Raw genomic sequence first — 15,184 nt, forward strand, 5'->3', positions numbered from 1 at the left:
CCACGCCGCCCGTCTCCTTTCGAGGCGCCCCTCCTCCCGGAGCGGGCGCCTTTCTCGCAGGTCAGTCGGGCCGGCGCAGGCAGGCGGCGGCGAGCGCCAGGAAGGCGCGGGCGCGGTGCGACAGAGCCTCACGCCTGTCCCAATCGATGCCGTGCTTCTCCTCCGACGAGAGTTCGCCGAAGGTCAGCGGAGACTCGTCGGGCTTGAACATCGGGTCGTAGCCGAACCCCTTGTCGCCGCGCGGCGGCCAGACCAGCTCGCCGAAGACCCGGCCCTCGAACAGCTCCTCGTGGCCGTCCGGCCAGGTCAGGACCAGGGCCGAGACGAAGTGCGAGCGCCGGTCGGTGGCGCCGCGGGTCGCGAGCTCGCGCTCGATGCGCACCATCGCGCCGGAAAAGTCCTTGGAGCCGCCGGACCAGCGGGCCGAGAAGAGGCCGGGCGCCCCGTCGAGGGCGTCGACGCAGAGCCCCGAATCGTCCGCGAAGGCCGGCAGGCCGGTGGCGTTCGTCGCCGCCCGCGCCTTGATGGCGGCGTTCTCGGCAAACATCGTGCCGGTCTCGTCGGGCTCGGGCAGGTTCAGCTCGCCGGCCGAGACCGCCTCGACGCCGAAGGGGGCCAGCAACTCGCGCATCTCGCGCAGCTTGCCGGCATTGTGGGTCGCGATCACGACCCGCCCGGAGAGGAGGCGTCCCATCAGGCGATCGCCTGCTTCTGGAGCGCGACCAGCTCGGCGACGCCCGCCTTGGCGAGCCGCAGGAGGCTCAGGAACTCCTCCTCGGAAAAGGGCTTCACTTCCGCCGTGCCCTGCACCTCGACGATACCGCCGCTGCCCGTGATGACGAAGTTGGCGTCGGTCTCGGCGCCGGAATCCTCGGCGTAGTCGAGGTCGAGCACCGGCGTGCCCTTGTGGATGCCGCAGGAGATCGCCGCGACGTGGTCGCGCATCGGGTCGACCGAGATGATCGAGCGGCCGCGCATCCAGGTGAAGCACTCGTGGAGTGCCACCCAGGCGCCGGTGATCGCCGCCGTGCGGGTGCCGCCATCGGCCTGGAGCACGTCGCAATCGACCACGATCTGGCGCTCGCCCACCGCCGGCAGATTGACGACGGCGCGCAACGACCGGCCGATCAGGCGCTGGATCTCCTGGGTGCGCCCGGAGGGCTTGCCGGCATTGACCTCGCGCCGGTTGCGGTCGTGGGTGGCGCGCGGCAGCATGCTGTACTCGGCCGTCACCCAGCCCTTGCCGGAGCCGCGCAGCCAGCCGGGCCCGCGCTCCTCCAGCGAGGCGGTGCACAACACCTTGGTCTCCCCGAAGGTCACGAGGCACGAACCCTCGGCGTAGCGCGAGACGCCCCGCTCCAGGGTGACCTTGCGCAGCTCGTGGGGGGCGCGCTTCGAGGGGCGCATGGGCAACTCCTGTGCAGAGCGGCGCGCGACGGCGCGACGCGGGATCGCGAGGTCGCGCGCTCTTAGGCGCTGCTGTCGGGAGCGGCAAGAGGAGCCGGGTGGGGAGCCGGGTGGGAGAGGATGTCCGGAGAAGCGGGGGTGGGGTCGCGGTTGTACGCCCGATCGTCCACGGCTCCCTTCCGAATCGAGTTTCGATCAATCGAGCGGGCTTCCCTCCGCCCGCGTGGGAGAGGGGAATCCGCGAGGATCCCATGATCGGGGGATGTCCGGCGGCGATCGGCTCATAGGGAATCCGATTGATCGCTTCGCGATGCGGATTTCGGCTTCGCTCGAGCGCCGCGCGGGTTTGTCATACCGTTTCCGGAAGGAATCTTCCGGAAACGGTATCAATAGTAGCCGTAGCCCCGGTGATGGTGCCGGCCGTGATGATGGCCCCAGTGCCGGTGGTGATGATGGCCCCAGCCGTGGTGGCGGCGATGATGGCCCCAGCCGCCGTGATGATGATGGTGCCGTCCCCAACCGCCGTGATGGCGGTGGCCCCAGCCGTGGTGATGGCCGTACTGCACCTGGACCACCCCGGCCTCGGTCACGGGAGCCGCGCCGGGTGCGAAGGGCGCCGCCTCGGCCGCACCGACGGCGAGGAGACCGCCCGCCACCAGGGCCGCTGCCGCGAGGAGCCGCCTGCCGGCCTTCACGGGATCGCGCATCGTCAGCATGTCCGCCTCCGTTGGTTCCGCCGCATCGCTGCGGGCATGGCGGCACTCTGGGACCGGCGGGCTGAACGCGTCGTGAGACCGCGTGTCGGCCCCCGTTCAGGCGTGACGCGCTAGACGCGGGCGGACTCCGCGATTCCGGCCTCGCGCGGCTTCCCGTCCGCTTGCGCCCGGCGCGGCGGCGCCTCACAGTGAGGGGTAGTCAGGCTCCCGTAGGGTTGATGAACACGCGCGATCTTCCACCCCTGCCGGTCGGTTCCGGGCAGGCCCGTGCCATTGCCGAGCTCAACGAGCGGTCCCGGGAGATCTTTCGGCAGATCGTCGAGAGCTATCTCTCCAACGGTGAGCCGGTGGGGTCGCGCAACCTCGCCCGCATCCTGCCGATGGCGCTCTCCCCGGCCTCGATCCGCAACGTGATGTCGGACCTCGAACAGGCCGGGCTGATCTACGCCCCCCATACCAGCGCCGGGCGGCTTCCCACCGAGCACGGGCTGCGCTTCTTCGTCGATGCGCTGCTCGAACTCGGCGATGTCGGCCAGGAGGAGAAGGGCCGGATCGAGGCGCAGATGCGCGCCGCCGCCTCGCGCCACCACACCTTCGAGAGCGCGCTGACCGAAGCCTCCGTGCTCCTGTCGGGCATCTCGCGCGGGGCGGGCGTCGTCGTCACGGCCAAGCAGAACCCGCGCCTGCGCCACATCGAGTTCGTGCGCCTCGATCCCGGCCGCGCCCTGGTGGTGCTGGTCTCCGACGACGGCTCGGTCGAGAACCGCCTGCTCGACCTGCCGCACGGCCTGCCGGCGGGGGCGCTCCAGGAGGCTTCGAACTTCCTCAACGCCCGCATCCGCGGCCGCACCCTCGGCGAGGTGCGCGGCGAGATCGAGGCGGCCCGGGCGGCGATGAAGCAGGAGCTCGACGAACTGACCGAGCGCCTGGTCGATGCGGGATTGGCCCGCTCGGTCGGTCCGAGCGAGGAGCGCCAGCTCATCGTGCGGGGGCAGGCCAACCTCCTCGACGACCTGCGGGCGGCCGAGGACCTGGAGCGCATCCGCCTGCTCTTCAGCGACCTCGAGAGCCAGAAGGACGTGATCGACCTCCTGTCCCGCGCCGAGGGCGGCGAGGGCGTGCGGATCTTCATCGGCTCGGAGAACAAGCTGTTTTCGCTCTCCGGCTCGTCGATGATCGCGGCCCCCTTCCGGGACGGCAGCCAGACCATCGTGGGCGTCGTCGGCGTCATCGGCCCGACCCGGCTCAACTACGCCCGCATCGTCCCGATGGTCGATTTCACCGCCCGGGTAGTGTCGCGGATGCTGGAGCGCGGGCGCGGCTGAACCACGCCTGCGGCGCAACCGGTTTGTGGTGTGGGAAACGCGAAAATCCCGCTTGTCCCCCGGATTCACAAGCGCGACCGGCTCCGTCATGGTCGGGGGATGGTCCGTGATTCCCTGACACCTTGAGTGCCCCGTCCCGCCCCCTGCGCAGCCACCAGCGCAGCCTGTCCGAGCTCGTGGCCGCGCTCGCCCGCGGCGAGGCATCGGGCATCGGCGACATCCTGGCCGCGGTGACGCCCGGGGGCGGCAAGTCGCTGCTGCCGGTCATCGCCGCCTCGAAGCTGATCGCCGCGGGGATCGTCGAGCGGGTGGTCTGGATCGTGCCGCGGGATTCCCTGCGGCTCCAGGCGGAGGAAGCCTTCGCCGATCCGGCTTGGCGGGCGGCGCTCGGTCATGATCTCTCGGTGCGGGCGGCCGACAACTCGCCCGATCCGAGCCGGGGGCTCTCCGGTTACGTGACCACCTACCAGGCGGTGGCGGCCGCTCCCGCCCTGCACCTCGCCGAGATGCGCCGCCACCGCACCCTCCTCGTCGTCGACGAGGTCCACCACCTGCCGGCGCTGGCCGAGGGGGATGCCGGGGGCGAGGCGGCCAGAACCGAGGCCGCGGCCTGGAGCCAGGCGCTGCTGCCGCTGTTTCGCGCCGCGCATCTGCGGCTCCTGCTCTCCGGCACCCTGGAGCGGGCCGACGGCCGGCGCATCCTGTGGCTGCCCTACCGCACCGAGAACGGCGCCCCGACGCCGGACATCGACGCGCCGGGATGGGCGGTGATCGGCTATTCGCGGGCCGAGGCCTTGGCCGAGAAGGCCGTGCTGCCGGTCAATTTCGGCGCCCTCGACGGCGAGGCGAGCTGGCTGGAAGGCGGGCGCACCTCCGGTCAGGCCCGGGTCGGCCCGCACCGGCTCTCGGGGTCGGGTCCGAGCGCGACGACCCGGCCGGCCCTGTTCACGGCGCTCCGCACCGGGTTCGCCCGCGACCTCCTGCGGGAAGCCTTCTTCGCTACCCGCCGCCTGCGGGCCGAGCGGCGGCGCCAGCGCGGCCTGCGCGGCACCGATGCCGTGCGCGGCCTCGGCAAGCTCCTGGTCGTCGCCCCCGACCAGGCGAGCGCGCAGAGCTACCACGCCATGCTCCAGGCCTGGATGCCGGAGGAGCAGGCACGCCGCGACGTACGCATCGCCACCTCGGCCGAGGCCGACGCCCATGCGGCCTTGGCCGCCTTCCGCCTCACCCCCGAACCCGCCGTGCTGGTCACGGTGGCGATGGCCTACGAGGGGCTCGACGCCCCCGAGGTCGCGGTGGTGGCGGCACTCACCCACATCCGCTCGCGCCCCTGGCTCGAGCAGATGATCGCCCGGGCGACCCGGGTCGATCCCCATGCCGGCGACTATGCCGACCAGCACGCCCTGGTCTTCCACCCCGACGACCCGCTCTTCGCCCAGTTCCGGGCCCGGATCGAGACCGAGCAGGCGACCGCGACCCGCCCGCGCAAGCGCCCGGCCGGCGCCGGCTCGCCCGAGCCGCGACCGCCGGCGCCGACCGACGACGGCATCGTGCCGCTGGAGAGCAACGCGCTCGGCCTGCGCTACGCCATGCTGCGGCCCGGCCCCTCGGTCGCCCTCGCCCGCCCCGAGGCGAAGGACGGCGACGCCGTCGCCGTGCCGCCGTCGCGGATCGAGCGGGCCCTGCGCGCCCGGGTCGCCGCCATGGTGACGGCGCAGGCGGTGGACGACGAGGCCGAGCTGCGGCGCCCCGGCGGCGCGCCCCTGCCCCACCGCTACAACGCGGTGCTCAAACGCCTCTTCGGCAACAAGAGCCGGGCCGCGATGACGGCCGAGGAGCTGGAATCGGCGCTCGCCTGGCTGGAGCGCAACCGGCTGCAGGACCACCTGCATCTCCTGGAAGGCGACACCCGCTACGCCTGGAGCGTGCGGCGGCGCTGGGCGGGAATGGAGCGGCGGCCGGGGTGACGACGTTGATCTGACAAACCCGAGCGCCAGAAAGGCGCGGGATTCCCTCTCCCGTGGGGGAGAGGGGAATGCGCTCGACTGGGCGATACGACGTGACACTTCCGCCGCTGCCGTTCCCTCGCAGCCCTTGCGGGACTGCCCCTACTCCCCATCTCGTCGGCTCCGACCGGAGGAGCCCCCAGATGTTCGACGCCAAGCGCCTGCTCGACCAGTTCCTCGGCGGCGCGCCCCGGGGCGGGCATTCCAGTGGTCCCTTTGCCAGCGGTCCCTTCGGCGGCCATCCCGGTCAAGCGCCCTACGGCCAGGGCCAGTCCGGGCATGCCCCCTCCCCCCTCGAACAGGTCGCCCGGTCCCTCGGCGGGGGCGGCGCCAAGGGGGCGATCCTCGGGGGCCTCGCCTCGCTCGTCCTCGGCGGGCGGCGTGGGCATGGCGGGTTCGGAGGCGGGTTCGGAATACCCGGCATGGGTAGGGGCATGGGTAGGGGCATGGGCTCCACCGGCCGGGTCGGCGGCCTCGCCCTCGTCGCCACCCTGGCCTATCAGGCCTACCAGAGCTGGCAGGCGAACCAGGGGCAGCGCGGCACCGCTGCCCCGCGGGCGGCCGGCTTCATCCCCTCCGCCGACGAGGCGGCCCGGATGCTCGGCGGCACCCGCTTCGCCCCGGCCTCGGCGGCCGACGAGCAGGACCGGGCCCGCGCGCTCCTGATCGCGATGATCACCGCCGCCAAGGCCGACGGCCATATCGACGCCGACGAGCAGCGGCGGATCTTCGGCGAGATGGACCGGCACGCGCTCGACGCCGACGACAAGGCCTTCCTGATGGATGCCCTGCGCGCACCCGTCGACGTCGAAGCGGTGGCGCGCCTCGCCCGCAGCCCGGAACAGGCGAGCGAGCTCTACACCGCCTCGCTGATGGCGATCAGCGTCGACACGGCCCAGGAGCGGGCCTATCTCGACCATCTCGCCCGGCGGCTCGGGCTCGATCCGGGGCTTGCGCGCCACATCGAGGCCACGCTCGCCGCCGCCTCACCGTAAAGGTGAAGACTTCGTTACCGGCGTTAACCATTCGCTAACCATCCGGCGCGCCTGATGGGCTGGTAACGAGTCGTAAACCTGTGACCAGCCAGACCCCACCCCGCCCACCGATCCGCTTCCGCGGCCGCTCGTTCCTGGCGGTCGTGCTCGCGCCCGAGGCGCCGATCGAGGATTGGCTCGCCGATCTCGACGCGCTTGCCAAGCGCTCTCCGGCGTTCTTCGCCGGCCGCGCGGTGATCCTCGACGTGACCGCCCTGGCCCCGAGCCGGGAGGCGCTCAAGGATCTGGTGGCCGCCCTCAACGCGCGCGAGATCCCGATCATGGGGATCGAGGGCGCCGGGGCGGGATCCCTCGGCCCCGGGATGCCGCCGCCGCTCAACGGCGGCCGGCCCTCGGGCGAGGTGGCGATGCCCGGCGAGGCGCCGCCCGCCGCTCCCGTCGAGCGGGTGACGGGCGCGAAGTCGCTGATGCTGGAGAGCCCGGTCCGCTCCGGCCAGGCGATCCTCTTCCCCGAGGGCGACGTGACGGTGATGGGCTCGGTGGCTTCCGGCGCCGAGGTGATCGCCGGCGGGTCGATCCACATCTACGGGGCCCTGCGCGGGCGCGCCATCGCGGGGGCCGCCGGCACTCCGGGCGCCCGCATCTTCTGCCGCAAGTTCGAGCCCGAACTGCTCGCGATCGACGGCCTCTACCGCATCGCCGACGACATCGACCCGTCCTTGCGCGGCCGCGCCGTGCAGGTCTGGCTCGAAGGCGACGCGATGAAGGCGGCAGCCCTCGACTAGAATATTGATTTTGCTGCATTTTCTATCGACGAACCGGTGCCCGCCTCGTCCGAAAACGCTCTCGTCGCACCCCGCTCCGGCCACCCGCCGGGGACGGATCTCGAAAGAAAACACACGCAGCGGCCGCGCCGGCCGCGACTTCGCAATTCGATCGGTTAAGGGGGTCCAATGGCCAAGGTCATCGTGGTGACATCCGGCAAGGGAGGGGTGGGCAAGACCACCACGACGGCCGCTCTGGGGGCCGCCCTGGCCAAGACCGGCCAGAGCGTCTGCGTCGTCGACTTCGACGTGGGCCTGCGCAACCTCGACCTCATCATGGGCGCCGAGCGCCGGGTCGTCTACGACCTCATCAACGTCGTCCAGGGCGACGCCAAGCTCCCCCAGGCCCTCATCCGCGACAAGCGCCTCGACACCCTCTCGCTCCTCCCCGCCTCCCAGACCCGCGACAAGGACGCGCTCACCGACGAGGGCGTCGCCCGCGTCATCGGCGAGCTGCGCGAAAAATTCGACTGGGTGATCTGCGACAGCCCCGCCGGCATCGAGCGCGGCGCCACGCTCGCCATGCGCCACGCCGACATCGCGGTCGTCGTCACCAACCCCGAGGTCTCCTCGGTGCGCGATTCCGACCGCATCATCGGGTTGCTCGATTCCAAGACCGAGCGGGCCGAGAAGGGCGAGCGGCTGGAGAAGCACCTGATCCTCACCCGCTACGACCCCGGCCGGGCCGAGCGCGGCGAGATGCTGAAGATCGACGACGTTCTCGAGATCCTGTCGATCCCGCTTCTGGCGGTGATCCCGGAGAGCGAGGAGGTGCTGAAGGCCTCGAACCTCGGCAGCCCGGTGACGCTGAACGCGCCGCAGAGCGCACCGGCGCGGGCCTACGCGGACGCGGTGCGCCGCCTCAAGGGCGAGACGGTGGCGATGACCGTGCCGTCCGAGAAGCGGTCTCTCCTTGGCAAGCTGTTCACGCGGAGGGCAGCATGAACCTGCTGAGCTTCCTGTCGCGGCGCGGGACGGCGCCGGTGGCGCGCGAGCGTCTTCAGATCTTGCTGGCGCACGAGCGGACGGCCTTCGGGCGCTCGGACCTGGTGGCGGTGTTGCGCGAGGAGATCCTGGCGGTGATCGCCAAGCACGTCGCCATCGACAAGGACAAGGTGAAGGTGACGATGGAGCGGGGCGACGCGGTCTCGACGCTCGGCGTCGACATCGAGCTGCCGGACAACAAGGTCGCCCGGCTCGCCAGCGCCTGAGCCCGTCGCATCGGCGACGAGAGCATCCTATAGGGCGGTCGGGCGCCGGGTTTGCGGCGCCCGACCGCAAGAGGTCGAGGTCATGCCGGACGCGCCCACCATCTACGCCAACACCCTGATGGCCTTGAGCCTGCGCCGCCCGGGCATCCTCCAGGTCACCCTCGGCACCGCCGGGTTCAGCGGCGAGGACGTCGAGGTCGCGGTGCGGCTCGCCGTGCCGGAGGACACCGCGGTCGAGATCGTCGAGGCCCTGGTCGAAGGGCTCCAGGCGGCGGCCGAGGCCGACGAGGACGAGGACGACGAAGTCCCCGAGCCCTACGAGGCCTCGGTCGGCGACGTCGCGACCGCCGGCCTCCTCGCCACGACCCTCGCCACCGCCATGGGCGACGCCCTCGATCTGCTCGCCGCGCGCCCCGACTTCCTCGAGCGCCTGACCGAGATCGAGGAGCGGGCGGTGCTCACCACCCGCAACTCGGTCTCCGAGGGCGTCTCGGTCGACGACGAGGCGAAGGCCGTGCGCGACACCGTGGCGGTGCTCCAGAGCCTCTTCGCCCAGTGGCGCAAGGACCACGTCCCACCGGCACCGCCAGCCCCGGACACGCCGCCGCCCCCGGACGCACCGCCCCCCGACGCGCCGCCCGAGGACGAGGCCCCGAAGGCCTGACCCCACGCCGCGCCGGGGCATGTCGCGAGCCCGGCGTTTCACCGCTCGTCGCGGCGCGGACCGGCAGGCGGACCGGGCGTCATCGATCGGTCCTCGGTCATCTGCCGTCCCGCAGCGTCAGGCTTTCCCGACGAACGTCGTCCGATCTATGACTGTCTGCCTCGTCACGGCGCTGCGCAGACATGATCGACGACGCGGAGGGATGATGAACGAAACGGTTGCGCCACAGCTTCTCGCCGACGAGCGAATTCTTTGGCAGGGCAAGCCGTATTCCGGCGTGATGCTGCGCTGGATCGATCTCGCGCTGATTCCCTTCGGCCTGTTCTGGACCGGCTCTTTGCTGGTCGCGACGGCCAGGGCCTGGGAGGCCGGGATGGGGCCAGTGCCCCAGTTGCTCGGCCTCCCGTTCCTGGCCGCCGGGCTCTACATGCTGGTGGGCCGCTTCGTCGTGGACCGGTACCTGCGCCGGCACCTCTCCTACGCGGTGACCGACCGGCGCATCCTGATCGTACGGGACGGCCTGTGGCCGAAGCGGACCTCCCTCGACCTCGCGCACCTGCCCGAGGTCGAGATCAAGAACCACCCGGATGGAACCGGCACGATCGTGTTCGGCGCGCCGGAGCTGCGGACATACAACAACAATTTCGGCGCCGGTCTTGGCCTGTGGACGCCGACGCTCGATGCGACGCCGCAATTCATCGGGATCCCGGATCCCGATGCGGTCTACGCGCTGATCGAGAGCCGGTCGCGCCGCTGACCCCGTCGAGCCGAGTTGGCCGACCCGGGAATCGCTCCCGGGCCGGCCGCATCACGGTTCGAGCGCCGGATCAGGCGGCCCGGACGGTCGCCAGGAACCGGTGCACCTCCGCGGTCAGATGCTCGGACTGGCGCGACAGGGCCGAGGCCGAGGTCAGAACCTGCGTCGCCGCCATCCCGGTCGTCTCCGAGGCCTGCGCCACCCCGGCGATGTTGCCGGTCACCGCGCTCGTCCCCACCGATGCCTGCGACACGTTGCGCACGATCTCCTGCGTCGCCGCACCCTGCTGCTCCACCGCCGCCGCGATCGAGGCCGCCACCACGTCGATCTCCCGGATCAGCGCCGTGATCGTGCCGATCGCCCCCACGGTCTGGTCCGTCACGTCCCGCACCTCGCCGATCTGGCGTGCGATCTCGTCGGTCGCCCGCGCGGTCTGGTTGGCCAGTTCCTTGACCTCCGCGGCCACCACCGCGAAGCCCCGCCCCGCCTCGCCGGCCCGGGCCGCCTCGATGGTGGCGTTCAGCGCCAGCAGGTTGGTCTGGCTCGCGATGTTCGAGATCAGCCCGACCATGTCGCCGATCTTCGCCGAGGTCTGGCCGAGCGCCTGCACGAACTGCGTCGTGTGGTCGGCCTCCGACACCGCCTTCTGGGCAAGCTGCGCCGAGCCGGCGACCTGGCGGCCGATCTCCGAGATCGACGCGCCGAGTTCTTCGGCCGCCGCCGCCACCGTGCCGACATTCGTCGCCGCCTCCTCGGCCGCCGCCGCGACGCTGGTCGATTGCGCCGCCGTCTGGGTGGCGGTGGCGGTCATCGACTGGGCGGTGAGCTGAAGCTCGGAGGCCGAGGACGAGACCGCGCCGACGATGCCGCCGACCGCGGTCTCGAAGCCGTCGGCCAGTTCGGTCATGGCGGTCTGGCGAGCGGCGGCGGCGGCCGCATCGGCGATCTGGCGGCGTTCCAGGTCCTCGGCGGCCTTGCGGGCGACCATCGCCTTGATGCTCTCGACGGCGCGGCCGAGGGCGCCGATCTCGTCGTTGCGGCGGGCCTCGGCGATGGTGGCGTCGATCTCGCCGGCGGCCATGCGCTCGAGCACGGCGACGAGGCGCGAGAGGGGCCGCTGGATGTTGAGCATCAGCAGGATCGCGGCGCCGAGCAGGCTGAGCAGCATGGCGGCCCCGGCCAGGAGGCCGAGGCGGGTGGCCGAGTCGATCCGCTCGGAGGCCGCCGTCATGGCGGCCTCGGTGAGGCGGTTGGCGTTGGCGACGGATTTGCCGATCGTCGTCTCTGCCCGTTCGATCAGGGTCGCGATCTCCTCGCGCGAGGCGGTGGCTGCCGCCGGGTCGGACTGGCGGCCATAGGGATCGACCCGCACGGCGTCGGCGTAACGCTGCACCTCGGCGGCGAGGTCGCTCACGGCACGCGCGCTCTCGCGCAGGATCTCGGGTTCGAGTGCGACCGCGATCGGCCGTTCGAGGGCCGCCGCGACTCCGCGTGCCTCCTCAAGCGCAGCGGCGGCCGCCGCGTCGGAGGCGGTGGCGTTGCGCGCCAACTCCATGGTCTTCTGGTTGAGCTGGATCCGGGCCACGGCGACCTGCGCCTGCGAGATCCCGCGCAGGATGGTCTCCTCGCGCGCCAGCGCGTCGTTCGCCGCGCGGATCTCCGTGTTGCTGGACCATTGGTTGTAGACGGCGCCGCCGACGAACAATGCCGTGACCGTGGAGGACAGCGCCAGCTTGCGCCCGATGCTGAGCTTGACCATCGTAGAATCCAGTACCCGACGTCGTTCCAAACTATGACGTGGCCGTTGATAAGATTTATTTCTTAACAAAGTTCCTACTTTGAGATTTCGCCAACTGAGAAATATATAAGATAAGAGTGAGAACAGGAAAAATTGGTAATATACCCCTGGTTTTATTTTATGAACAATCTACTATTCAACTACTGGCGGTTGCAATCCGTCGGCGCGGCACGGCAACGATTGGAGCGACGACACGATCCGAGGATCGTCCTGTCGCATGCTCGTGGACGAAACCGGCTGGAGCCGCGTCCCATCGTTCCGAAATCCTGGCGGCTCCGCGCCCGGAGACGGATCGCCATCGACGCGAAGCCATCGCCGGTCCCGTCCGTTGGCCGCCTGCATCGCCCGTCGTTGCGCATCTTCGGCCCTCTGCGGCGGGGCTGCGACGACGGAACACGGCCATGGACGAGACGGAGCGGCGGATCGACGGACGGAACGGTTGCGCCGTATCTTCTGTCCGACGACCAACTTCTTGTCCTGCGCCTGCGAGATCCCGCGCAGGATGGTCTTCTCGCGCGCCGGCGCGTCGTTCGCCGCGCGGATCTCCGTGTCGCTGGACCATTGGTTGTAGATGGCGCCACCGACGAACAACGCCGTGACCGTGGAGGACAGCCTCCGTTCGCGCCTCGAAGAGCCCCGGCGCTGCCTTGGACCGGTGGGCAGGCTCGGCGCGCCGCGAGCGGCGCGAGAGCGGCCAGGCGCGAACGAACCGTTGTGGACCTCGCCCGCCGGACCGGATCGCGCGGCGTTCCCCCGGCGCTTGTTCGGTCTTAAGAGGAGCGCGTCCGGCAGCCAGGATCCGCGATGACCTCACCCCACACCTCCCTCGCCCTCGGCATCATCGGCGCCGGCATCATGGGCGAGCGCATGATGAATGCCGTCCTCGGGCAGGACGGCGCAAAGGTGCGCATCGCGGCCCTGTGGGACCCGGCGCCGGCGGCGCGGGAGCGGATCGCCGCGCGCTTTCCCGACGTCCCGGTCGTCTCGGACGCCGCCGCCGTGGTGGCGGCGAGCGACTGCGTCTACGTCGCCTCCCCGCCGGCCTCGCATCTCGGCCATGCCCGAGCGGCCCTGGCGGCCGGGCGCAGCGTCTTCTGCGAGAAGCCGCTCGCCGTCGACCTCGCCGAGGCCCGGGCCTTCGTGGCCGAGGCCGGAAGCCGCGGCGCCGTCAACTTCCCGTTCGCCTCGTCGCTGGGCGTCGCCACCCTGGCGCAATGGATCGCCGAGGGCGCGGTCGGCACACCGCACCGCCTGACCATCGAGGTCGCCTTCGCGCGCTGGCCGCGGCCGTGGCAGGAGGATGCCGCCGCCTGGCTCGACGCGCCGCAGGAGGGCGGTTTCACCCGGGAGGTCGTGTCGCACTTCCTGTTCCTGAGCCGCCGCCTGCTCGGGGCCCTCGACGGGCTCGACGGTCATGCCGCCTTCCCCGAGTCCGGCCGGTCGGAGCGGGCGATCGACGCGACGTTCCGGGCCGGCGGCGTGCCGGTGCTCCTGCGTGGCCGGGTCGGCGAGACGGCTCACGACGATCACAACACCTGGACCCTCGAGGGCGAGACCGGCGCGGTCCGCCTGCGCGACTGGGCGATCGCCGAGCGCCGGGGCGAGGACGGTCGGTTCGCGCCGGCCGCCGACGCGATGCCGAACGAGCGCGCCCGCCCGATCGCCCTGCGGCGCCAGCTCGAAGGCGTCGCGCGGATGACCCGTGGCGAGCCCCACGCCCTCGCCACTCTGACCGAGGCGCTCGAGGTGCAGGAGGTCGTCGAGGCGATCCTGGCCTCGCGCCAAGCGTGATCCCCGCCCCGGGGGCGCGGACATCGGGTCGCACCCTCGGGGACCGGAGACGGCGCCCGCCCCCTCCCGTCATCGAAGACAGCGGCGAGTCGCGCGGTGCTGAGGCGTGCAGGCCGCTGCAATCGCAATGCAATCCCGATCGCGCTCCAAAATTTCGCGATCGTCGCCGGAGACCCGCGTGCGGCACCGCATTGTACCGATCGGTCGCATCGGTAATTTCCCGCGCCTGAACTCCCTCCGAGTCACGCGTTATGTGCCTGCGGTATCGCCGATGGGCGTACCGGTCATCCTTCGGCACGCCGATCGGGCAGGGCCGATTTGTCTCGGAATGAGCGCCTGCACAACCTGACAGTGCATGCGGCGTCCTTTACGGGCAACAGCGGGCTTGGGGACACGAACGGACTTGCCGTTGGGCGAAGGGCGCGGATTGGCAACGATGAGCATCAGCACGGACACGGATCACCGACCCGGCGGCGGTGCGCCGCCGGCCGGGGGCGGTGATCCGTTGCGCGTCCTCGTCGCCCACAATCGCTACCAAGTCCGCGGCGGCGAGGACGCGGCGGTGGCCCGCGACCTCGCGGCTATGGAGCGCGCCGGCTGCGCCGTCGAGGCGGTCTTTCTCGACAACGAGGCGATCGATTCCGCACCCGCGCGCCTGCGGGCGGCGCTGGCGGCGACCCACGCGCCGGACGGGATCGCCCGGGTGATGGCGGCCGCCCGCCGCTTCCGCCCGGACGTGGTCCACGTCCACAACTTCTTCCCGCTCCTCTCGCCGGGCATCCACGCCGCCGCCCGGGCGGCGGGCCACGCCACGGTGCAGACCCTGCACAATTACCGACTTGTCTGCGCCAACGCCTTCCTGATGCGGGACGGTGCGCCGTGCGAGCGTTGCGTCACCGGCTCGCCCTACCAGGCGGTGCGGTTCGCCTGCTACCGCGGCTCGCGGATCGGTTCGCTCGCGGTGGCGCGGATGATCGACCACCACCGCCGGGCCGGAACCTGGCGGCGCGACGTCGACCGGTTCGTCGCCCTGACGCCGTTCGCCCGCGAGCGCTTCGTGGCGGCGGGCGTGCCGGCCGCAAAAATCCGCATCCGCCCGAACGGCCTGGCCGATCCGGGCCCGCCCCCGGACGGGCCGCGCCGGGGGCTGCTCTTCGTCGGCCGGCTCAGTCCCGAGAAGGGCGTCCTCGTCCTCGCGGACGCTGCGGCGTCCGCCGGAATGCGGGTGACGGCGATCGGCGAAGGCCCGCTCGCGGGTGCCCTCGCCGGCCATCCCGACCTCGACCTCGTGGGCGCCCGAAGCCCGGCCGAGGTGCAGGCCGCGATGGGCCGGGCCGCCGCCTTGGTGGTGCCCTCGCTCTGGTACGAGGGCCTGCCGATGGTGGTGGCGGAGGCCTACGCCGCCGGGACGCCGGTCGTCGCCTCGCGGATCGGGGCGCTCGCCGACCTCGTCGCCGACGGCGCGACCGGGCTCCTCGCCGCGCCGGGCGATGCGGGCGACCTCGCCCGGGCGCTCGCCCGCATCGCCGCCGATCCCGCGAGCGCCGCCGCCATGGGGCGGGCGGCCCGCACGGTCTACGAGCGCGAGTGGCGCGAGGACGTCACGACCCGCGCCCTCCTCGACATCTACCGGGACGCCGTCGCCGCACGGTCGGCGGACGCGTCCCTCGCCAGTACGGGAAGCTGACAC

14 protein-coding genes are annotated in these 15,184 nt (G+C 71.7%); 10 read left to right on the forward strand and 4 right to left on the reverse strand.

Features of this window, described 5'->3' with window-relative positions; all coding sequences use genetic code 11:
* Positions 1–61: 61 nt before the first annotated feature.
* The 3 genes from rdgB to miv_RS16925 form a co-directional block, all read right to left on the reverse strand.
* Positions 62–694 (reverse strand): RdgB/HAM1 family non-canonical purine NTP pyrophosphatase, encoded by a 633-nt coding sequence (gene rdgB, locus miv_RS16915; protein ID WP_207177880.1) that lies wholly within the window; start codon positions 692–694, stop codon positions 62–64.
* On the reverse strand, positions 694–1,407 hold the full coding sequence (gene rph, locus miv_RS16920; RefSeq protein WP_048427016.1) for a ribonuclease PH: 714 nt from the start codon (positions 1,405–1,407) through the stop codon (positions 694–696). The genes rdgB and rph overlap by 1 nt, the downstream gene beginning before the upstream one ends.
* A 386-nt stretch (positions 1,408–1,793) precedes the next feature.
* Positions 1,794–2,123 (reverse strand): hypothetical protein, encoded by a 330-nt coding sequence (locus tag miv_RS16925; protein ID WP_244496731.1) that lies wholly within the window; start codon positions 2,121–2,123, stop codon positions 1,794–1,796.
* Between the two features lie 218 nt (positions 2,124–2,341).
* Between miv_RS16925 and hrcA the strand changes: the two genes are divergently transcribed.
* From hrcA to miv_RS16965, 8 genes are all read left to right on the forward strand, one after another.
* Positions 2,342–3,448, forward strand: coding sequence for a heat-inducible transcriptional repressor HrcA (hrcA, locus tag miv_RS16930; protein ID WP_048427015.1), 1,107 nt, complete (start codon positions 2,342–2,344; stop codon positions 3,446–3,448).
* Between the two features lie 122 nt (positions 3,449–3,570).
* The gene (locus miv_RS16935; RefSeq protein ID WP_207177881.1) at positions 3,571–5,415 is read left to right on the forward strand and encodes a DEAD/DEAH box helicase; all 1,845 of its coding nucleotides are present in this window, start codon (positions 3,571–3,573) and stop codon (positions 5,413–5,415) included.
* 182 nt (positions 5,416–5,597) lie between these two features.
* Entirely contained in the window at positions 5,598–6,449 is an 852-nt protein-coding gene (locus tag miv_RS16940; RefSeq protein ID WP_207177882.1) for a tellurite resistance TerB family protein, read from the forward strand.
* Positions 6,450–6,529: 80 nt separating this feature from the next.
* Complete coding sequence (minC, locus tag miv_RS16945; protein ID WP_048461603.1) at positions 6,530–7,234, forward strand: septum site-determining protein MinC; 705 nt, start codon at positions 6,530–6,532, stop codon at positions 7,232–7,234.
* A 168-nt stretch (positions 7,235–7,402) separates the two neighbouring features.
* A complete protein-coding gene (minD, locus tag miv_RS16950; protein ID WP_207177883.1) occupies positions 7,403–8,218 on the forward strand; it encodes a septum site-determining protein MinD in 816 nt (271 codons plus the stop codon).
* Positions 8,215–8,484 carry a cell division topological specificity factor MinE gene (minE, locus tag miv_RS16955; protein ID WP_048461642.1) on the forward strand — a complete coding sequence of 90 codons (270 nt, stop codon included), beginning with the start codon at positions 8,215–8,217 and terminating at the stop codon, positions 8,482–8,484. Before minD ends, minE begins: the two co-directional genes overlap by 4 nt.
* A gap of 82 nt (positions 8,485–8,566) precedes the next feature.
* Positions 8,567–9,148, forward strand: a complete 582-nt coding sequence (locus tag miv_RS16960) for a hypothetical protein (protein WP_048461641.1) — start codon at positions 8,567–8,569, stop codon at positions 9,146–9,148.
* A 205-nt stretch (positions 9,149–9,353) separates the two neighbouring features.
* Positions 9,354–9,905, forward strand: a complete 552-nt coding sequence (locus miv_RS16965; protein ID WP_131800358.1) for a PH domain-containing protein — start codon at positions 9,354–9,356, stop codon at positions 9,903–9,905.
* Between the two features lie 70 nt (positions 9,906–9,975).
* Here the strand turns inward: miv_RS16965 and miv_RS16970 are convergent, their stop codons facing one another.
* Complete coding sequence (locus tag miv_RS16970) at positions 9,976–11,664, reverse strand: methyl-accepting chemotaxis protein (protein ID WP_207177884.1); 1,689 nt, start codon at positions 11,662–11,664, stop codon at positions 9,976–9,978.
* An 843-nt stretch (positions 11,665–12,507) separates the two neighbouring features.
* Between miv_RS16970 and miv_RS16975 the strand changes: the two genes are divergently transcribed.
* Both miv_RS16975 and miv_RS16980 read left to right on the forward strand, forming a co-directional pair.
* Positions 12,508–13,494 carry a Gfo/Idh/MocA family protein gene (locus miv_RS16975; protein WP_207177885.1) on the forward strand — a complete coding sequence of 329 codons (987 nt, stop codon included), beginning with the start codon at positions 12,508–12,510 and terminating at the stop codon, positions 13,492–13,494.
* A gap of 436 nt (positions 13,495–13,930) precedes the next feature.
* Positions 13,931–15,181: a glycosyltransferase gene (locus tag miv_RS16980; protein WP_244748558.1), complete on the forward strand. Its 1,251-nt coding sequence runs from the start codon at positions 13,931–13,933 to the stop codon at positions 15,179–15,181.
* The last annotated feature ends 3 nt before the right edge of the window (positions 15,182–15,184 follow it).

The sequence above is a fragment of the Methylobacterium indicum genome, from assembly GCF_017347565.1.
In the GTDB taxonomy this organism is placed as follows: domain Bacteria; phylum Pseudomonadota; class Alphaproteobacteria; order Rhizobiales; family Beijerinckiaceae; genus Methylobacterium; species Methylobacterium indicum.